This window comes from Pseudomonas sp. UF-293 (genome assembly GCF_058245595.1).
Genome location: NZ_JBSICA010000028.1, coordinates 50,384 through 67,932, shown reverse-complemented (window position 1 = coordinate 67,932; position 17,549 = coordinate 50,384). Strand labels below are relative to the sequence as shown.

21 protein-coding genes are annotated in these 17,549 nt (G+C 59.8%); 14 read left to right on the top strand and 7 right to left on the bottom strand.

All coding sequences use genetic code 11. The features are described from left to right. Both AC4IHP_RS22930 and AC4IHP_RS22925 read right to left on the bottom strand, forming a co-directional pair. Positions 1–281: hypothetical protein (locus AC4IHP_RS22930; RefSeq protein ID WP_490832838.1), on the bottom strand; the 281-nt coding region annotated here is incomplete at its 3' end. Between the two features lie 124 nt (positions 282–405). Further along, positions 406–975 carry a chorismate mutase gene (locus AC4IHP_RS22925; protein WP_460118361.1) on the bottom strand — a complete coding sequence of 190 codons (570 nt, stop codon included), beginning with the start codon at positions 973–975 and terminating at the stop codon, positions 406–408. A 198-nt stretch (positions 976–1,173) separates the two neighbouring features. On the opposite strand from AC4IHP_RS22925, the gene AC4IHP_RS22920 reads away from it, so the two are divergent. Further along, positions 1,174–2,532, top strand: coding sequence for an MATE family efflux transporter (locus AC4IHP_RS22920; protein WP_490832837.1), 1,359 nt, complete (start codon positions 1,174–1,176; stop codon positions 2,530–2,532). 74 nt (positions 2,533–2,606) lie between these two features. Then, positions 2,607–3,164 carry a YceI family protein gene (locus AC4IHP_RS22915; protein ID WP_490832836.1) on the top strand — a complete coding sequence of 186 codons (558 nt, stop codon included), beginning with the start codon at positions 2,607–2,609 and terminating at the stop codon, positions 3,162–3,164. Between the two features lie 4 nt (positions 3,165–3,168). Here AC4IHP_RS22915 and AC4IHP_RS22910 read toward each other — a convergent pair whose 3' ends face one another. Further along, positions 3,169–3,654 (bottom strand): DUF3592 domain-containing protein, encoded by a 486-nt coding sequence (locus tag AC4IHP_RS22910; RefSeq protein ID WP_076563476.1) that lies wholly within the window; start codon positions 3,652–3,654, stop codon positions 3,169–3,171. Between the two features lie 152 nt (positions 3,655–3,806). Here AC4IHP_RS22910 and AC4IHP_RS22905 point away from each other — a divergent pair, with 152 nt between their 5' ends. Further along, positions 3,807–4,493 carry a GNAT family N-acetyltransferase gene (locus tag AC4IHP_RS22905; RefSeq protein ID WP_490832835.1) on the top strand — a complete coding sequence of 229 codons (687 nt, stop codon included), beginning with the start codon at positions 3,807–3,809 and terminating at the stop codon, positions 4,491–4,493. A 62-nt stretch (positions 4,494–4,555) separates the two neighbouring features. Here the strand turns inward: AC4IHP_RS22905 and AC4IHP_RS22900 are convergent, their stop codons facing one another. Then, positions 4,556–4,996 (bottom strand): hotdog fold domain-containing protein, encoded by a 441-nt coding sequence (locus AC4IHP_RS22900; RefSeq protein WP_490832834.1) that lies wholly within the window; start codon positions 4,994–4,996, stop codon positions 4,556–4,558. Between the two features lie 158 nt (positions 4,997–5,154). Between AC4IHP_RS22900 and AC4IHP_RS22895 the strand changes: the two genes are divergently transcribed. Continuing rightward, positions 5,155–5,775 (top strand): TetR/AcrR family transcriptional regulator, encoded by a 621-nt coding sequence (locus AC4IHP_RS22895; RefSeq protein ID WP_490832833.1) that lies wholly within the window; start codon positions 5,155–5,157, stop codon positions 5,773–5,775. 120 nt (positions 5,776–5,895) lie between these two features. Here the strand turns inward: AC4IHP_RS22895 and AC4IHP_RS22890 are convergent, their stop codons facing one another. Beyond that, positions 5,896–6,837 carry a class I SAM-dependent methyltransferase gene (locus AC4IHP_RS22890; RefSeq protein ID WP_490832832.1) on the bottom strand — a complete coding sequence of 314 codons (942 nt, stop codon included), beginning with the start codon at positions 6,835–6,837 and terminating at the stop codon, positions 5,896–5,898. Between the two features lie 197 nt (positions 6,838–7,034). Here AC4IHP_RS22890 and AC4IHP_RS22885 point away from each other — a divergent pair, with 197 nt between their 5' ends. The 4 genes from AC4IHP_RS22885 to AC4IHP_RS22870 all read left to right on the top strand — a co-directional run bounded on the left by AC4IHP_RS22885 (position 7,035) and on the right by AC4IHP_RS22870 (position 9,567). Then, positions 7,035–7,448 (top strand): response regulator, encoded by a 414-nt coding sequence (locus tag AC4IHP_RS22885; protein WP_129998415.1) that lies wholly within the window; start codon positions 7,035–7,037, stop codon positions 7,446–7,448. 56 nt (positions 7,449–7,504) lie between these two features. Further along, positions 7,505–8,173: an HAD-IA family hydrolase gene (locus AC4IHP_RS22880; RefSeq protein WP_490832831.1), complete on the top strand. Its 669-nt coding sequence runs from the start codon at positions 7,505–7,507 to the stop codon at positions 8,171–8,173. 165 nt (positions 8,174–8,338) lie between these two features. Beyond that, entirely contained in the window at positions 8,339–9,136 is a 798-nt protein-coding gene (locus AC4IHP_RS22875) for an SDR family NAD(P)-dependent oxidoreductase (RefSeq protein ID WP_490832830.1), read from the top strand. Positions 9,137–9,156: 20 nt separating this feature from the next. Next, positions 9,157–9,567 carry an SRPBCC family protein gene (locus AC4IHP_RS22870; RefSeq protein WP_490832829.1) on the top strand — a complete coding sequence of 137 codons (411 nt, stop codon included), beginning with the start codon at positions 9,157–9,159 and terminating at the stop codon, positions 9,565–9,567. A 142-nt stretch (positions 9,568–9,709) separates the two neighbouring features. On the opposite strand, the gene AC4IHP_RS22865 is transcribed toward AC4IHP_RS22870, so the two are convergent. Together AC4IHP_RS22865 and AC4IHP_RS22860 are read right to left on the bottom strand one after the other, a co-directional pair. Next, on the bottom strand, positions 9,710–11,104 hold the full coding sequence (locus tag AC4IHP_RS22865) for a sensor histidine kinase (RefSeq protein WP_490832828.1): 1,395 nt from the start codon (positions 11,102–11,104) through the stop codon (positions 9,710–9,712). After that, positions 11,082–11,765 carry a response regulator transcription factor gene (locus AC4IHP_RS22860; protein ID WP_460118381.1) on the bottom strand — a complete coding sequence of 228 codons (684 nt, stop codon included), beginning with the start codon at positions 11,763–11,765 and terminating at the stop codon, positions 11,082–11,084. The genes AC4IHP_RS22865 and AC4IHP_RS22860 overlap by 23 nt, the downstream gene beginning before the upstream one ends. A 178-nt stretch (positions 11,766–11,943) precedes the next feature. Here AC4IHP_RS22860 and AC4IHP_RS22855 point away from each other — a divergent pair, with 178 nt between their 5' ends. The 6 genes from AC4IHP_RS22855 (at position 11,944) to hcnC (ending at position 17,358) form a co-directional block, all read left to right on the top strand. After that, positions 11,944–12,267 carry a YdcA family protein gene (locus AC4IHP_RS22855; RefSeq protein ID WP_460125305.1) on the top strand — a complete coding sequence of 108 codons (324 nt, stop codon included), beginning with the start codon at positions 11,944–11,946 and terminating at the stop codon, positions 12,265–12,267. 189 nt (positions 12,268–12,456) lie between these two features. Beyond that, positions 12,457–13,386 carry a hypothetical protein gene (locus AC4IHP_RS22850; protein WP_460118383.1) on the top strand — a complete coding sequence of 310 codons (930 nt, stop codon included), beginning with the start codon at positions 12,457–12,459 and terminating at the stop codon, positions 13,384–13,386. Positions 13,387–13,490: 104 nt separating this feature from the next. Continuing rightward, positions 13,491–14,147, top strand: a complete 657-nt coding sequence (locus AC4IHP_RS22845; protein ID WP_490832827.1) for a hypothetical protein — start codon at positions 13,491–13,493, stop codon at positions 14,145–14,147. Between the two features lie 238 nt (positions 14,148–14,385). After that, positions 14,386–14,700 (top strand): (2Fe-2S)-binding protein, encoded by a 315-nt coding sequence (locus tag AC4IHP_RS22840; RefSeq protein ID WP_460118387.1) that lies wholly within the window; start codon positions 14,386–14,388, stop codon positions 14,698–14,700. After that, on the top strand, positions 14,697–16,106 hold the full coding sequence (hcnB, locus tag AC4IHP_RS22835) for a cyanide-forming glycine dehydrogenase subunit HcnB (RefSeq protein WP_490832826.1): 1,410 nt from the start codon (positions 14,697–14,699) through the stop codon (positions 16,104–16,106). Before AC4IHP_RS22840 ends, hcnB begins: the two co-directional genes overlap by 4 nt. Further along, complete coding sequence (hcnC, locus tag AC4IHP_RS22830) at positions 16,099–17,358, top strand: cyanide-forming glycine dehydrogenase subunit HcnC (RefSeq protein WP_490832825.1); 1,260 nt, start codon at positions 16,099–16,101, stop codon at positions 17,356–17,358. Before hcnB ends, hcnC begins: the two co-directional genes overlap by 8 nt. Positions 17,359–17,549 lie beyond the last annotated feature (191 nt).

Below are 17,549 nucleotides of genomic sequence, written 5' to 3'. Positions count from 1 at the left end.
GCAACGCGGCGTTCGATCAGACGATCCGAACCACCTTCAGCAACGCGGCGTTCGATCAGACGATCCGAACCACCTTCGGCAACGCGGCGTTCGATCAGACGATCCGAACCACCTTCAGCAACGCGGCGTTCGATCAGACGATCTGAACCGCCTTCAGCCAGACGGCTTTCGATCAGCTTGTCCGAGCCGCCTTCAGCGACCAGGGTATGAGCAGGCGTTACTGCAAAAGCGTTAACTGCGAAAACCGAGAAAGCGATGCCGAGAAGGGTTTGGCGTTTCATGATCGTGTGCTCCAGAAAGTTGTTTGTTTGTCTGGAGCCGATGTTACGCCGCGCAGTTTTTATGAGAACTTCATTGACGTGATGGTGAACATCGACGCCGATGATGTTTGCCGGGAGCGTTGATTCAGAGCGCTTTTGCCCGTATGCACAACTCGCCGCTGGCACGAATCAGCGCCAGATCGTGCAGCGCATCGGCGGCCAGACCGTTGCGGACATCGACCAGCCATGCCGGGCAATTCGGATCCTGGCGATAGGGCGCGAAGGCGGCGTACTGCTGCAACAAGCGCTTTTGCAGTTCATCCAGGCGCGGGCGGATCTGTTTGCCCAGATCCGGGCGCGGTGTGTCCGGTGCAGCACCTGCCGCTTGCCATTGCGCGAGCAGACCGTATTGCACCAGTTTATTCGCTTCCATCTGTGCGGCGATCAGTTGCGCTACGTCGTCCGGATCGAGCTTGTGTTCGGCGGCCAGGGTTCGGGCATTGGCGATGACCTGCGCCTCACGTGGGCTGTCCTGGATCGGCTTGCCGCTGTCCCACTTGGTCAACGCAACCAGATCACCGATGTTCAGACGTTCATTCAAAGTGGCCAGTAGCGGCTTCAATGAAGCAGGCGCCGCTGCAGGTGCGGCCGCCTGAGCGCAGGTGGCGAACAGAACGAAAAGGGAACCGAACAGAAAATTTGCAACGTTGCGCATGAACCGAGCCTCAATAGTGCGTGTCGAGAGAATCGCTGATTTACCACAGCCGCACACTGACACAAAGCGATGCCTGGCATTTACACAAATGCAAAACAGGCAATCAACGCCGATGGGAAATGTTGATTGCACGCTGCACGCAACTCACCGAAGCTATCGTCAATCAGGCCTGCCGCCGTCGAGATGGACCTCCATTCAATGCAAAGCGCCACCTTCGCCAAGCCGCTCTGGCAAACCTATCTGCTGTTTCTCGCACCGATGGTGCTGTCGAACTTCCTGCAATCGATGTCCGGGACGGTCAACAGCATCTACATCGGCCAAATGCTCGGCACTCAAGCGTTGGCGGCAGTGTCCGGCATGTTTCCCGTCGTGTTCTTTTTCATTGCCCTGGTCATCGGCCTTGGCGCGGGTGCTGGCGTGCTGATCGGTCAGGCGTGGGGTGCGCGCGAAACGCACATGGTCAAGGCGATTGCCGGAGCGACATTGCTGCTGGGTGTGCTGATCGGCCTGGTTGCCGCAGTGCTCGGCACCGTGTTTGCGCGCCAGGCGCTGACGGGGCTGGGCACGCCGGCGGATGTACTCGACGAGGCGGTGAACTATGCCCACGTCATGTTGTGGATTCTGCCATCGCTACTGGTATTCGTGCTGTTCACCCAATTGCTGCGCGGGGTCAGCGATACGCTCTCACCGCTGCTCGCGCTGATCGTCTCCACTGCCGTCGGGCTGGCGTTGACTCCGGCGTTGATTCGCGGCTGGCTGGGCTTACCGCCACTGGGCATTCAGAGTGCGGCGTATGCCGGGCTGGCGGGGAATCTGTCGGCAATGGCATGGCTCGCCTGGCGGCTGATCCGCAAGGGCCATCCGCTGGCGCCGGACCGGGAGTTCTTTGCCGCATTGCGACTGGACCGGGTGATCCTCGGTAAGGTTTTGCGCATCGGCCTGCCGACCGGGGTGCAGATGATCGTGCTGTCGTTGTCGGAGCTGGTGATTCTGGCACTGGTCAACCAGCATGGGTCTCAGGCGACAGCTGCGTATGGCGCGGTGACGCAGATCGTCAATTACGTGCAGTTCCCGGCGCTGTCGATTGCGATCACCGCATCCATTCTCGGCGCACAGGCGATCGGCGCGGGACATCTGCAACGCATGGGACCGATCCTGCGTACCGGGCTGTTGATCAACGTGTGTCTGACCGGGGGCCTGATTGTGCTGGGTTATCTTTTGTCGCACTGGTTGCTGGGCCTGTTCCTCACCGAAGATTCGACCCGGGCGATGGCCGAGCATCTGCTGCACATCATGCTCTGGAGTCTGTTGGTATTTGGCTTTCAGGCCATCATCGGCGGGATCATGCGCGCCAGCGGCACGGTGCTGGTGCCGGTGCTCATTTCGATTATTTGCGTGGTCGGCGTGCAGTTGCCGGCGGCGTATTGGCTGGACGGGCAGTTCGGTTTGCAGGGTGTCTGGATGGCGTTTCCGGTTGCCTACCTGGGGATGCTGATTTTGCAGACCCTTTATTACAAACTGGTGTGGAAGCATCAGAAAATCGAGCGGTTGATATAGGTGCTGGCATAACAACGGGTTGTTTGCTTAAGTCAATCAAGGCCCTCGACGGCACGCGCCGCCCGGAGAATTCCATGTCGATGCGATTGCTGCTGGTTACCGCGTTGTACCTGTACGCCTCGACCGTCGCTCAAGCCGCCGAATACACTCGCGTCAATACCAGCGCCAGCCAGATCAGCTTCACCTACCAGCAGATGGGCTCGCGAATGTATGGCACCTTCGGCAAGTTCGAGGCGATGCTGGACTTCGACACCGATAACCTTGCCAACGCCCGCACCACCTTGCATATCGACCTGAGCAGCATTGACGCCGGCAGCGAGGACGCCAATGCCGAACTGGTAAAACCGGCCTGGTTCGACACCGAGAAATTCCCGCTCGCGGTATTCGAGTCCCGCCGTTTCACCCAGGTGAGCGAGCACCTGTACCAGGTCGCCGGTCAGCTCACGCTCAAGGGCATCACTCGCGAGGTCGAGGTGCCGGTGCAGTTGAAACCGGGCAACGCCATCGGCATCTTCGATGGTGAGCTGGTGCTCAACCGTGAGGCGTTCGGCCTCGGCGCAGGGGAGTGGGCCGACAGCGTGGTGTCCAGAGACATCAACATCAAATTCAGAGTGGTGGCGCCACAACAGTGACCGTTCAGTAATACCGGTCCTGTTCCTTCATCGCCTGAATCTGCCAGAACGTCCGGCCGGAAATCAGCAGGAACAGCAGGGCGAGCGTCACGCCGCCGGTCATGATGTAAAAACCTGCGCGATAGCTTTGCAGCTGGCTGGCGATGGCGCTTTTTTCCGGCATCCAGGGCGAGACCAATAGCGCAATCGGGCCATTGACTTCGTACTGGGTGTGTTCGGCGTAGCGTTCGTCGACAAAATCACCTTCATGGAGCTGGCCCAGCTCGTCGGCATAGCGATAGTGAATGATTTTGCCATTCTTGTTCATCAGGATCTCTTCCAGCTGCGTGACAGTGCCGTTGGTTTGCGCGCCATTGAAATTCAGCAGCGCATACAGAATGCCCTGATGGCGCGCCATCCCGGCGAGGAGCAAGACCACGCAGCAGGCGACAGTGAGCATGACGACGCGGTTGTAAAGATGATCTTTTGCGGCTTCGCGCGGGTAATACATGGCCCGGTCCTTGGTAGTGAAATGCAGGGTGTTCGTTACATCGGCCTTCGACAGCGGATCTTTAAACGGTGGTCTATCGCGGCACGGTATGATGTCGCGGTTCGTCGACGGCTCTGATCATCGGCAACGTTATTTACCGCCGGAGTTTGTCCATGCCACGCATCACCCACTACTCGTCCCCATGCCCTGAAAACGTCAACAGTCAGATCCTGCAAATGGTTGTCGACTACCTGACCGACATCAGTGCGGTCGGCCTCGGCCCTAGCAATCTGCTTTATAACGTTTATCAGTACGCGGTCGGCTATGAGGTGCATCTGTACCTCGAGGCGTTGAATGGCCAGAAAGGCACTGAGGTGGAACTGCTGGTGGCTACTGACGATGAGGATCCGGAGCAGGTCGTCGGCTTTCTGTTGTACCTGCCGGTACAGGGCGATTGGGAGGCATGCAGCGTCGCGTATATGGCTGTACGCGAAGGCCATCGGCGTCAAGGCGTGGCGCGGACGATGCTCGCGGACATGGTCAAGCGCTATCCGCACGCGGAACTGGCCTGCAGCATTGGCAAGGTGCCGTATTTCGAGGCGTTGGGTTTCGAGGTGATCGGCCAGCGCGAAACTCAGGTGCTGATGAGCACGCGGCATTACCGCAGCAACGGCTTGCGCGGTTTTATCGATACCACGCCGATCTACCGCTCGCTGGAAGTGCAGCAGATTCATACCTACCTGCTGCAGAAGAATGGCAAGCGCGCGATGCTCGATGCGGAAAAACAACGCGACCGCCATCTGGACCAGACCAGTCGCCAGGTAGAAGAATTTGTCCGCCAGCGCCTGACTCTGCACTGACCCGGGCAATCAAAAGCCCTTGCTGCGCATCCCGTTGCAAGGGCTTTTTTGTGCCTGCAATCTCAACCGAGCTTGACGTTCATGGTGATGCGCGCGGTGAAGACTTTCTTGCCCTCGGTATCGTGAATGTCGACGTTGACTACCTTGTCGCCATCGCTCTGCCAATCCACGCCTTCAGCGCTGGCCACGGCGGTGACGTCGGTTTTCGCTTTGGCCAGGTATTCCACTGTCATGCCTTTCGGAATCCAGCGCGCGCCGGCCGGAATGGAGACGTCGGTCATCATCCCCCCGGCCAGTTCCGCCGCGTTGCACATGGCAATCGCGTGCACTGTACCGAGGTGATTGGTGATCTCCTTGCGAAACGGCACTTGTACGGTGGCGGCGTTCGGGCGCAATTCGCTGATCAGTGGATTGATGCTGCTGAAATATGGGGCGAACTGGCAGGCCATCTTGCTGAAAGTATCCGGGCCGACACTGTTGAACATGCTGAGAGATTGACTCATGGAAAGCCTCACTAAGTAGTTTTGCAGAATTATGTTCCGTTACAGAATAATGTTCTGTAACGGAACGGTATTCTGTTCACGGCAAATCTGTCAACCTAGGCGCAATTTCCACGGGCAAACCTTGCCTTGTTCAAACCCTTTTTCGGACCTCAAGCAGCATGGACACCGCCGATCTACTGGAACGCAGCTACCCCGGCCGCCGCGCCGAACTCAAACGCGACATCTTTCGCAAAGCCTTGAACCTGTTCAACGAGCAGGGAATCGAGGCGACAACCATCGAGATGATCCGCGCCGAATGCGACACCAGCGTCGGCGCGATCTACCACCATTTCGGCAACAAGGAAGGGCTGGTGGCGGCGCTGTTTTTCACCGCGCTGGAGGATCAAGGGCGTTTGCGTGATGCGTATCTGGACGCGGCCGATAGCACCGAAGAAGGCGTGCAGGCGCTGGTCTTCAGCTATGTCGACTGGGTCGAGCAACAGCCGCAGTGGGCGCGTTTTCAGTATCACGCGCGGTTTGCCGTGACCAAAGGCCCGTTCAAGGAAGACCTGGCTGAGCGCAACAAGACGCGCAATCTGCGTCTGCGCCAATGGCTTGCGGAATCGGGGCGTGCCGCCGAGCTGCAGGATTTGCCTGCCGAGCTGCTGCCATCGCTGATCATCGGCCAGGCGGACAGTTATTGCCGAGCCTGGCTGGCGGGGCGAGTCAAAGGCAGTCCGACGGACTATCGCGAGGTGCTCGCGCGAGCGGCGTGGCGCTCGATTCGCGCTGAAAGCTGATTTGTACGAACAACTGTGGGAGCGAGCCTGCTCGCGAAAGCGGTGTATCAGTCAGCAAATTCTTATCTGACCCTGCGCTTTCGCGAGCAGCCTCGCTGCCACAGAGGGATTTCTGGTGTTTCAGCTGATACGCTGGAAAACCAAGGCTTTCAGGCCGCTTTGCGGGTCGACATCGGGAAACTCCGGCGGATTGTCCAGCCGGTGATCGAAGCGCAGGCTTGGCGCTTCCTGGGTCACGCCATCAATGAGAAATTCCGAGCCGAACGAAGGATCGTTCATGCACGCCAGTACCGTGCCTTGAGCAGTCAGCAGTTCCGGCAAGCGGCGCAACACGCGTTGATAGTCCTTGGTCAGCAAAAAGCTGCCTTTCTGAAACGACGGCGGGTCGATGATCACAAGATCGTACGGGCCGCTGTTGATCACCTTGCCCCAGGATTTGAACAGGTCGTGACCGAGGAAGCTGACCTTGCTCAAGTCATGGCCGTTCAAACGATGATTGTCGCGACCACGGCTCAGCGCCGCGCGGGACATGTCGAGATTGACCACATGGCTGGCGCCGCCCTCGATTGCCGCCACGGAAAAGCCGCAGGTATAGGCGAACAGGTTCAATACGCGTTTGCCCGCCGCTTGTTCGCGCACCCAGTTGCGTCCAAAACGCATGTCGAGGAACAGTCCGGTGTTCTGCTTGCGGCCCAGGTCGACGCGGTACTGCAAGCCACCCTCGACGATGGTCATTTCCTCGATTTCCTCACCGATCAGCCATTCGGCCGTGCTCTGCGGCAGATAACGGTGCTGGACCAGCAGAGTGTGCGCAGCGGACTGCTGCCATTCGGGCGAGGCGGCGAGGTGCAGCAGTAAATCTCGTAGATCTTGCAGTTGCTCAGGCGCCGGCTCTTTGAACAGCGACACCAGCACCACGCCCTGCAACCAGTCCACGGTCAACTGCTCCAGCCCCGCCCAGCAGCGCCCGCGACCGTGGAAAAGACGGCGGGTTTCGCAGGGTGCCGCCGCCAGTGCGGGCAGCAAATGGGCTTGGAGGGTGGCGAGAGCTGGAGGGTTCATGGATCAGGATCGGCCGGGCAAGGGGCGCGCATTTTAACCACAAATGAGTATTTTGGAGGGGGCTGCGGCCCGAAAAACAACACCTTGGCGAAATCTCCTGTATCAAAAGTGAATTTCTGCAGAGCGCGCTGCTCATACCTGATAAGCAGCGGATTCAAAACCGCTATTCGAAAATGTAATTCGGGGGAGTGCTGTTCATGTGCCCTACACCTACGTCGAGCGCGCACCTTCCTGGCGGGTTGATTCTGGTTGTCGAGGACGATCCGTTGATTCTGGAGTTCCTTTGCGAAATTCTCCAGGAGGAAGGGTTCAAGGTCGAACCGCAAACCAGCGCCGACGCCGCATCCTTGTATCTGGAAAAGCATGCAGCGGATGTCGCGCTGTTGCTGACCGACATCACCATGCCCGGCACGCTTAACGGCGCCGATCTGGCCAACCTGTTCGGCGATCGCTGGCCGGACAAACCGGTGATGGTCATGTCCGGCTATGAAACGCCCGAGACCTCTGGGGTCAAGCATTCGGTGGCGTTCATCAAGAAGCCGTGGGCGATCGGTCAGTTGCTCGATTGTGTGGAAAGTGCGTTCAAATCCAAGGCCCCGCAGCTGCACTGACAAGTGCTACATTGCCGGGCCGGGCTGCCCGGCCATCTGTCAGAGGATTTGTTCTTTTGTCTGCACAAACATCGGTTTTTGATCGCGCATTCGCCGCGTTCCTGTTCGACATGGACGGCACCGTCCTCAACTCCATCGCCGCCGCCGAGCGCGTCTGGTCAGCGTGGGCGGTGCGTCATCGCGTTGATGTCGAGACGTTCCTGCCGACCATCCATGGCGCGCGGGCGATCGACACCATCACCCGGCTGAATCTTCCGGGCGTGAATGCCGAGCAACAAGCGGCGTTCATTACTGCTGCGGAAATCGAAGACGTTGAAGGCATTGTCGAGATCCCCGGTGCGGCGGCATTTCTGCGTGACTTGCCGAAAGATCGCTGGGCGATGGTGACCTCGGCGCCGCGCGATCTGGCGTTGCGGCGGATGGCGGCGGCGGGGATTGCCGAACCGGCGGTGATGATCACGGCGGAAGATGTGACGGCCGGCAAGCCTGATCCCTCGGGTTATCTTTTGGCAGCGAAAAAGCTTGGCGTTGAACCGGCGGACTGTCTGATTTTTGAAGACGCCGTGGTTGGCATTCAGGCTGCGGAAGCGGCGGGCGCGGCGCTGATGATCATCACCACCACGCACCAGCATCCGATCGAAACAGCGCATGCGACGTTGGCCAGTTACGATGCGATCAGTGTCAGGGTCGACAGCGACGGCATGCTTCGCTTGAAGGAAATCTGATCTGCGCCAGAAAAAGTTGCTCAACCGCGTCACCGGTCGGCAGCTCTCTCACTGACGCAACATCGCGACTACGCTGATCCATGCCCTGAAATCGCTGCCAAGGTCGAGCCCGTAACAGGCATCGGCCGTCCGGCGCGAGCCCTTGCCAATCGATGAGGTAAACGCATGAAGATTGATCTGAGTGGGAAGCTGGCCATCGTTAGCGGCAGTACCGCCGGCATCGGCCTGGGCATCAGCCAGTCGTTGGCCGAGGCCGGCGCGACGGTGGTGGTGATCGGTCGTGACATGGCCAAGGTCGAGCAGGCATTGGCGAGCATTCGCCAAGCCGTGCCAAGCGCGCAGTTGCGTGGTCTGACCGCCGATCTGGGCACGGCGGAGGGCGCGCAAAAGCTCTTCGCCGCCGAGCCGCGCGCGGACATTCTGGTGAATAATCTGGGCATCTTCAACGACGTCGATTTCTTCGAGACCCCCGACAGCGAGTGGACACGCTTCTACGAGGTCAACGTGATTTCCGGCGTGCGCCTGGCGCGGCATTACGTGCCGGCGATGGTCGAGCAGGGTTGGGGCCGGGTGATCTTCCTGTCATCGGAATCCGGCGTGGCGACGCCGGCGGACATGCTCAATTACGGCGTGACCAAAAGCGCCAACCTCGCGGTGTCCCACGGCTTGGCCAAGCGTCTGGCTGGCACCGGGGTCACGGTCAATGCGATCCTGCCGGGGCCGACCTTCACCGATGGCCTGCAGGACATGCTCAAGGACGCCGCTGCCGAGTCCGGGCGCAATCTGCGTGACGAGGCCGACGCCTTTGTGCGCAAGGCCCGTCCGACTTCGATCATCCAGCGCGTGGCGGACGTTTCGGAAGTGGCGCATCTGGTCACCTACATTGCTTCACCGCTGTCCTCGGCCACCACAGGCGCGGCGTTGCGCGTCGATGGCGGCGTGGTCGACAGCCTGACTATCTGAATTCTTCGAGAGACGTATTTATGCCAACAGCTTCCGCAACCATCGACATCCCGGCCTCGGCCGATCAGGTCTGGCAATTGATCGGCGGCTTCAACACGCTGCCGGACTGGCTGCCGTTGATTACCAAAAGTGAACTGAGCGAAGGCGGGCGCGTGCGCAGTCTGCAAACCGCTGACGGCGGTGTGATTATCGAACGTCTGCAGACCTTCGATAACGCGGCCAGAACCTACAGCTATACGATCGAACAGGCACCGTTCCCGGCCAGTGATTACCTGGCGACGATCAAGGTTGAAGCCCAGGGGCAGGGCGCGCGGGTGACGTGGTCGGGGCGCTTCAACGCGGTGGGCGTGAGCGATGAGGAAGTGGTGGCGTTGTTCAACGGTATCTACCAGGGCGGCCTCGATGCCCTGCGGGCGAATTACCCGACCTGATTGAATTGCACAGTACCTGTTAAGCATGGGATTTCCTGTGGGAGCGAGCCTGCTCGCGAAGGCGTCAGGTCAGTCAACATTGCTGTGACTAAACCAGCGCATTCGCGAGCAGGCTCGCTCCCACAGGGTGGATCGCATCCCCTCAGGCCTGGCTGATCAAGCTCTGCCGACAATCCAGCACCAGTTTCGCGCCGCCCAGGTCACTGCCCCCGACCTCAAGGCTGAAGCCGTGCAGGCTGACAATCGCCGCGACAATCGACAGTCCCAAGCCAAAGCCACTTTGCGGCTGGCCACCCTCGGTGCGATAAAAGCGCTGGAACACTGCCTCACGTTCAGCCTCGGGAATCCCCGGCCCTGAATCGTGCACCTCGATCCGCGTCTGCCCACTGGCGTTGACTCCACGCAACATGACCGTGCCGCCGGGCGGGGTGAATTTGATCGAGTTGCTCAGCAGATTTGCCAACGCTTCGAACAACAAAGCGCGGTCGCCATTGAGCGGCGGCAGCGTCTCGGGCATGTTCAGTTGAAAGCGCAGGTCGCCTTCCTCGGCCAGTGGCAGATAGAACTCGTGCAATTCTTCCAGGAGCTGCGCCGGGTCGAGTTCGACGAAACCTGAACGGCGCTGACGATCCTCCAGTTCGGAAATCCGCAGCAACCCGCGAAAGCGCGCCATCAGCGTGTCTGCTTCGGCGAGGACCAAATCCAGTTGCGCTGCTTGCTGCGAACCTTCGCCGGCCTGTTGCTGCATGCGATACAACTGCGCGCGCAAGCGGGTCAGGGGAGTGCGCAAGTCGTGGGCGATGTTGTCGCAGACGCCTTTGACCTCGTTCATCAAACGTTCGATGCGCTCGAGCATGGCGTTGACGATGGCGGCGAGCATGTCCAGTTCATCGCGGCGATTGGACAGCGGCAAGCGGTGCGTCAGGTCGCCGGCGACGATCGCCTGCGCGCTGTTCTGGATCGCGCGAATGCGCTGCAACGGTCGACGCCGCAGCAGATGCCAACCGGCGATCCCGGGAATAATCGTCAGCGACACGCCCCAGAACAGCGCGTGCAAAATGATCCGCGTGACCGCGAACAACGAGCCATTATCGCGCAGCAACACCAGCCAGCGTCCGTCGCGGGTTTGCGTGGCTACGGCATCGCAGCTGTCGTTCGGCAGGGTCGGATCGTCGGAATCGGCGCACTCGGCGAGCATGTGGATCTTGCCATCCAGCGGCAGTCCTTCGGGAATTTGCTGAAGTGCGCCGCCCAGGTAAACGCCGTCCGCGCTGAACAGACCATAGGCGTCGATACCCCTGATATCGAAAGTCATGCTGGCAGCGAGGGCGTCTTCCAGTTGCTCGCCGCGAAAGTGCGAAAACAGGTGCTGACGTTGCATCAACGAATGTTTGGCGAGTTTGTCGAGGTAGCCGGACACCTCGTAGTACATGACCCCCATGAGGATCGCGCTCCACGCCACGAACAGCGAACTGTACAGCGCCAGCAGGCGGCTGCTGGAAGAGCGCCAGCCGTCAGACGGGTTCGGCAATGACATAGCCGGAGCCCCGTACCGTGCGGATCAGCGGAACGTTGCCGGCTGCGTCGATCTTCTTGCGCAGACGGCCGATGTGCACGTCGATCAGGTTGGTGCCCGGGTCGAAGTGATAACCCCACACCTCTTCGAAAATCATCATCCGCGAAAGGATCTGGCCGCTGTTGCGCATCAGAAACTCGAGCAGTTTGTATTCGGTCGGCAGCAGCGTCAGGACCTGCTCGGCGCGTCGGGCTTCGTGGCTGATCAGGTCCAGTTCCAGGTCAGCGACCTTCAACGTCGTCGCCTGGGTGGCGACGCTGGTCTGCCGACGCAACAACACTTCAACCCTGGCGGCCATTTCATCGGTGGCGAATGGCTTGGTCAGGTAGTCATCGCCGCCTGCGCGCAAGCCGCGCACGCGCTCATCGACATCGGAGAGGGCGCTGATCATCAAAATCGGCGTCACCACACCCATGGTGCGCAACGTGGTGACAATCGCCAGGCCATCGAGCTCGGGCAACATGCGGTCGAGGGTGATCAAGTCGTAATTGCCGCTGACGGCACGGTCCAGGCCTTCGCGGCCATTGTCGACCCAGTCGACGTCCAGCCCGTGGCTGCTCAGTTCGGCAACGATTTCGCGCGCGGTAACGGCGTCGTCTTCGATGGTCAAGATACGAGTCATAGGCAGGCCTGCTGATCGGTTCAAACGGAATGGCAGCATTTTGCCAAGAATTTCCCGTGACGCTTTAAATTAACTTTCATGTTGCCGCTGCCATTCGCCGGGACGGAAGCTTTGATTGGCAGAAGATTGATATCATCTGGCCATAAAGTCCAACAGGAGTGGCGCTGTGAATAAATTGATTAGCTCTGGCTGGAGGCCGATATTCCTGCTTTTGCTGGTATTTGCCAGCGGTCTCGCTCTGGCGGCCAATACGCCTTGTTCCGGCAAGAAAGGCGGAATCGACCGCTGCGACGGCGACCTTTTCCTGTGCAATGACGGCTCAATCAGCGGTTCGAAGAAGAGCTGCGCGGCAATGTTTGGCGAGCGCCAACAGGCGCGCCCGCAAAACTTCCTGCAAAGCGATGACGGTTGCGCCTGCGGTACCGGCTCGTTTTGCACGGGGCCGCGCGGCGGCGTGTATTGCCTGACACCCAGCGGCAAGAAGAGCTACAAGCGAAAATGATCGACTCTGCCAATGCATAAAACCCGCTGGAATTTGGCAACTGTTGCAATTTGCAAGGTCCTAAGAAGTTCATATTTTATAGGTCAATGAAAAACAAGGATTTATTTAGTTGCTGCAACTGGCACGGTCACTGCAATTCCTCATCCGACGAGTTGTAACACCATTTTTCATGCCTGGAGCAGTACAACAATGAATAGATCCCCTGATGGCTATTATTCTGCCGTGGAAGAGTCGAGCAGTGTTTCAGGCGTGTCCTGGGGCGCGATCTTCGCCGGTGCTGCGGCTGCCGCTGCACTGTCGATGATTCTGGTGTTGCTCGGTTTCGGCCTGGGCTTTTCGGCTGTATCACCGTGGGCCGGAGAGGGCGTCAGCGCCAAGGGCCTGGGCATTTCGACGATAGTCTGGCTGGCTGTGACGCAGATCATTGCTTCCGGCATGGGCGGCTACATTGCCGGCCGTCTGCGGGTGAAGTGGGCCAACATGCACGGTGACGAAGTCTACTTCCGCGACACCGCCCATGGTTTCCTTGCCTGGTGTGTCGCCACGCTGGTCACCGCTGTGCTGGTGGTCGGTTCGGTCAGCAGCGTAATCAGCGGCGGTGTACAGGCCGGTGCGAATGTTGTCGGCGGTGCTGCCGGGGCGATGAGCCAAGCAGCTGGCTCGGCTGCTGCCAACACTGACAGCGATCAGTACGGCTACTTCGTTGACAGCCTGTTCCGCGATGACCGTCCTGCTGCCGTCAGCGATGACGCCGCACGCGGCACCGTAACCCGCATTTTCGCCCAGAGCCTGGCCAACGGTCAGCTCAGCGCCGAAGACCGCACCTACCTTGCACAACTGGTGTCGCAACGTACCAACCTGAGCCAGGCCGATGCTGAACGTCGCGTTGACGAAATCTACGCCAACACACAGAAAGCCATTGCTGACGCGAAACTGAAAGCCCAGCAAGCGGCCGACACCGCCGCCAAAGTCGCTGCCTACACCTCGCTGTGGATGTTCGTCGCGCTGCTGGCCGGTGCGTTCTTCGCCAGCCTCGCAGCCACCTTCGGCGGTCGTCGTCGCGATGCGGTCGAGTACGTTGAAGTCGACACCTACACCACTACCACTCCGGTCCGTTAAAAAGGAGAGTCACCATGCGCTCATTACTGCTGTTCTTCCTCGGCGTACCGATCCCGATCATCATCCTGATCGCCCTGTTCGTACACTGATCCCTCTGAGGCAGGATGCCTCTGCCGCTTTCATCTTCGGGTGAAAGCGGCTTTTTTGCTTTCTGCGGGGCCAAAAGCGAAAATCCCTGCGCACAGCGGGCGTTCCGCTTTATCACTTTAAGGATGAGTCAGTTGGACAAGAAGGAAATCAAACGCCAGGTCAGCGAAATGCTCGTTGCCGGTCGCTCGAAAACCGAGACTTTCAAGGCATTCTCTGGTGGTGCGCTGAAAGACAAGGCGCTGGCCTACCTGATCGGCTCGCGCCCGGATCCGGATCTGATTGAACGACACGCTGGCAAGATCAAAATTCTTCTTGGACTGATTTATGTTCAGGCGCTGATCGGTCTGGTGGGTGGCTATCTCCTGGGGCTGACCATCAGCACCGGTTTCGCCATTGGACTTGGTTTGTTTGCAGGGGGCGTGCCTTTGCTCTTTGCCTGGGGTTTTTATCGCAACGCGGCTCATGCTTACACGGTGTATGTGGTGCTCTCGATCAGCCAGGTGCCGCGCATGTTCAAGGAATACGGAGAGGACCCGACCGGTACGGTGATCGGCGTGGCAATCACGCTGGCGATGATCTTCTACGTTGCCTGGCTGAAAAACCTGTTGTTCCCCGACCTTGGTTTCTTCGGCGCAAAGAAAATCAAAGGCCAGTTCGTCTTCTCCAACTGAGCGTTGTCCATCCCGACATTTTCACTGGCCTGGATCAATATTTCGCGTTGCGATATCGCCTACCGTAAATGACCCAGGCCTTTGCTGAGGTATGAGCTACAGTCCTTCTCGCGCACCTTGTTGCGCTGACGAAGTATCCGCGTCGACGTTGAAAACACAGCAATAAAAGCGTCGACGAGGCGTAGTGCAGCAAGGAGCTGTCACAACCTCAACTGAATCTTCACGGACGAACACCGTAATGAACTGCCTAGAAAGAACTTTCGATATCCAGCCGTTGGTGCAGGCGGACATGACCGTGCACATCAATGGCCAAGCGGTCAGCGCCGGCATTGGCGAAACTGTCCTCAGCGTCATCCAGTCCCTCGGCGTGCGTCAGATCGCACGCAATGATCACGATCAGATCAGCGGCGCCTATTGCGGCATGGGCGTGTGCCAGTGCTGTCTGGTGAAAATCAACGGTCGCCACAAACGCCGCGCCTGCCAGACCGTAGTGCGCGACGGCATGCAGATTGAAACCCAGGTCAACCGCGTCGTCGGCCAGGAGGTCGCATGAGCCTGCAACCGCTGATTGTCGGCGGTGGGCCGGCGGGCATGGCGGCGGCCATCGAACTGGCGCGCCACGGGGTGCGCTGCACCTTGCTCGAAGAGGCTTCGCGCCTCGGAGGGGTGGTCTATCGCGGGCCGTTGCGCGATGGCGTGCAGCTGGATTATCTCGGCCCGCGTTATTCCGAAGCACTGGACAAACTGCACGGCGAATTTCAGCAGCAGTCGGGGCTGATTGACGTGCGCCTCAACCATCGCGTGGTCGGCGCTGAAGGCACCCGCGCGTTGGTGGTGCTCGACGGCGATGAGCAACTGCACGAGATGGCTTATCCGCAGCTGTTGCTGGCCGCCGGTTGCCATGAGCGCAGCGTGCCGTTTCCCGGCTGGACGTTGCCGGGAGTCATCCTGCTCGGCGGTTTGCAGTTGCAAATCAAGAGCGGCGTGGTCAAACCGCAAGGGCCGGTGATCATCGCCGGCACCGGGCCGCTGCTGCCGTTGGTGGCGACCCAATTGCACGCCGCTGGCGTGCGCGTCGCCGGCGTCTACGAGGCTTGCGCGTTCGGCAAGATCGCCCGCGAGAGTCTGGCGCTACTGAACAAACCGCAACTGTTCCTCGACGGCTTGAGCATGCTCGCTTATCTGAAATTGCACGGCATTGCGATGAATTACGGCTGGGGTGTGGTGGAAGCCCACGGCGCAGGCGAGTTGAAAAGCGTCAGCGTCGCGCCGTATTCGGCGACGTGGGAGGCGGACCTTTCGCGGGTCGAACGCTTCGAAGCGCAGACGCTGGCGGTGGGTTACGGTTTTATTCCGCGCACGCAATTGAGCCAGCAGATGGGTCTCGATCACGGCTTCAGCGACGACGGTTACCTGCGGGCCCACGCCAATGTCTGGCAGCAAAGCAACGTGGCGCATGTGCATCTGGCCGGTGACATGGGCGGAATTCGCGGCGGTGAAGCGGCGATGCTCACCGGCAAGATCGCTGCCACTTCGATCCTGCTGCAACGTGGCGAACTCGACGCCGAACTGGCCCGCGTCCGCCGTGACCGCTACCTGAGCAAACTCAGAGCCATCGTGCGCTTCCGTGCAGCCGTGGATCGCTATACGGCGCGCGGTGTCGGCCAGACTGCTTTGCCCGCAGCCGACACGGTGATCTGCCGCTGCGAACATGCGACCCGCGCCGACATCGATCTGGCCCTGGAGCAGGGTGTGCAAGACATCGCCAGCCTGAAAATGCGCACCCGCGTGAGCATGGGCGATTGTCAGGGGCGGATGTGCGTCGGCTATTGCAGCGATCGCCTGCGCCAGGCCACCGGACGTCAGGATGTCGGCTGGCTGCGCCCGCGCTTTCCGATTGATCCAGTGCCGTTTTCCGCATTCCAGTCCCTCGGCACAGAGGCCGCCTCCCATGAGTAAGTTCTACGACGTGGTCATTGCCGGTGGCGGCGTGATCGGCGCGTCCTGCGCCTACCAATTGTCCAAACGCAAAGAACTCAAGGTAGCGCTGATCGACGCCAAGCGCCCCGGCAATGCGACCCGTGCTTCGGCTGGCGGTTTGTGGGCGATCGGCGAATCGGTCGGCCTCGGTTGCGGGGTGATCTTCTTTCGCATGATGTCGGCCAATCGCAAGCGCGCAACCCGGGGCGCGGCGGTGGCGGTGGACGCCAGTACGCCGCATATTTTGCCGCAGTCGTTTTTCGATTTTGCCTTGCAGTCCAACGCGCTGTACCCGGCGTTGCACCGCGAGTTGAAAGACAATCACGGCATGGATTGCAAGTTCGAGAAGACCGGGCTGAAATTCGTGATTTATGACGACGAGGATCGGCTCTACGCCGAGCACATCGTCGGCTGCATTCCGCATCTGGCCGATCAGGTGCGCTGGCTCGATCAAGCGGCGTTGCGGGAGGCGGAGCCGAGTGTCAGTCATGAGGCTCGCGGTGCATTGGAGTTTCTCTGCGACCATCAGGTCAGCCCGTTTCGCCTCGCGGATGCCTACATGGAAGGCGGGCGGCAGAACGGCGTCGACATCTTCGTCAACACCAATGTTACCGGCGTGTTGCATCATGGCACTCGCGTGACTGGCGTGCAGACGGCGGAGGCGGGGGTGTTTCACTGCAAGACGCTGATCAACGCCGCTGGTGCCTGGGCGGCGGATCTGAGCGAGTGGGCGACGGGGATTCGTATTCCGGTAAAACCGGTGAAAGGCCAGATCCTGCTGACCGAGCGCATGCCGAAGATCCTCAATGGCTGCCTGACCACCAGCGATTGTTACGTGGCGCAAAAGGACAACGGCGAAATCCTCATTGGTAGCACCACCGAAGACAAAGGCTTCGACGTCACCACCACCTTCCCGGAAATCGCCGGACTGGTGCAGGGCGCGGTGCGCTGTTTGCCGGAGCTGGCGGACGTAAACCTCAAGCGCACCTGGGCCGGACTGCGTCCGGGCTCACCGGATGAGTTGCCGATCCTCGGGCCGATGCGTGGGGTGGAGGGTTATCTGAACGCTTGCGGGCACTTCCGCACCGGCATTTTGACTTCGGCAATTACCGGGGTGTTGCTGGATAAACTGGTGAGTGACGAACCGCTGCCGCTGGATATCACGCCGTTTCTGGCGGATCGGTTTGCAGTCACAGCCGTCGAGCCTGCGCCCACGCTGGAACTGGCCTGACGCGTCCGCCTGTAGGAGTGAGCCTGCTCGCGATAGTGGTTTACCAGTCAACATCTTCGGCGACTGGAGGACCGCCATCGCGAGCAGGCTCGCTCCCACATTTGATGGTGGTGTACGCAATTTCCCTGGCGCCACCAAAACCTGTGGGAGCGAGCCTGCTCGCGAATGCAATCTGTCAGTGAAGTATTGGG

Bases quoted from the DNA above. Each gene is read 5' to 3' on its own strand.
- AC4IHP_RS22925 (WP_460118361.1), bottom strand. From the start codon at position 975: ATGCGCAACGTTGCAAATTTTCTGTTCGGTTCCCTTTTCGTTCTGTTC.
- AC4IHP_RS22920 (WP_490832837.1), top strand. From the start codon at position 1,174: ATGCAAAGCGCCACCTTCGCCAAGCCGCTCTGGCAAACCTATCTGCTG.
- AC4IHP_RS22915 (WP_490832836.1), top strand. From the start codon at position 2,607: ATGTCGATGCGATTGCTGCTGGTTACCGCGTTGTACCTGTACGCCTCG.
- AC4IHP_RS22910 (WP_076563476.1), bottom strand. From the start codon at position 3,654: ATGTATTACCCGCGCGAAGCCGCAAAAGATCATCTTTACAACCGCGTC.
- AC4IHP_RS22905 (WP_490832835.1), top strand. From the start codon at position 3,807: ATGCCACGCATCACCCACTACTCGTCCCCATGCCCTGAAAACGTCAAC.
- AC4IHP_RS22900 (WP_490832834.1), bottom strand. From the start codon at position 4,996: ATGAGTCAATCTCTCAGCATGTTCAACAGTGTCGGCCCGGATACTTTC.
- AC4IHP_RS22895 (WP_490832833.1), top strand. From the start codon at position 5,155: ATGGACACCGCCGATCTACTGGAACGCAGCTACCCCGGCCGCCGCGCC.
- AC4IHP_RS22890 (WP_490832832.1), bottom strand. From the start codon at position 6,837: ATGAACCCTCCAGCTCTCGCCACCCTCCAAGCCCATTTGCTGCCCGCA.
- AC4IHP_RS22885 (WP_129998415.1), top strand. From the start codon at position 7,035: ATGTGCCCTACACCTACGTCGAGCGCGCACCTTCCTGGCGGGTTGATT.
- AC4IHP_RS22875 (WP_490832830.1), top strand. From the start codon at position 8,339: ATGAAGATTGATCTGAGTGGGAAGCTGGCCATCGTTAGCGGCAGTACC.
- AC4IHP_RS22870 (WP_490832829.1), top strand. From the start codon at position 9,157: ATGCCAACAGCTTCCGCAACCATCGACATCCCGGCCTCGGCCGATCAG.
- AC4IHP_RS22865 (WP_490832828.1), bottom strand. From the start codon at position 11,104: ATGTCATTGCCGAACCCGTCTGACGGCTGGCGCTCTTCCAGCAGCCGC.
- AC4IHP_RS22860 (WP_460118381.1), bottom strand. From the start codon at position 11,765: ATGACTCGTATCTTGACCATCGAAGACGACGCCGTTACCGCGCGCGAA.
- AC4IHP_RS22850 (WP_460118383.1), top strand. From the start codon at position 12,457: ATGAATAGATCCCCTGATGGCTATTATTCTGCCGTGGAAGAGTCGAGC.
- AC4IHP_RS22845 (WP_490832827.1), top strand. From the start codon at position 13,491: ATGCCTCTGCCGCTTTCATCTTCGGGTGAAAGCGGCTTTTTTGCTTTC.
- AC4IHP_RS22840 (WP_460118387.1), top strand. From the start codon at position 14,386: ATGAACTGCCTAGAAAGAACTTTCGATATCCAGCCGTTGGTGCAGGCG.
- hcnB (WP_490832826.1), top strand. From the start codon at position 14,697: ATGAGCCTGCAACCGCTGATTGTCGGCGGTGGGCCGGCGGGCATGGCG.
- hcnC (WP_490832825.1), top strand. From the start codon at position 16,099: ATGAGTAAGTTCTACGACGTGGTCATTGCCGGTGGCGGCGTGATCGGC.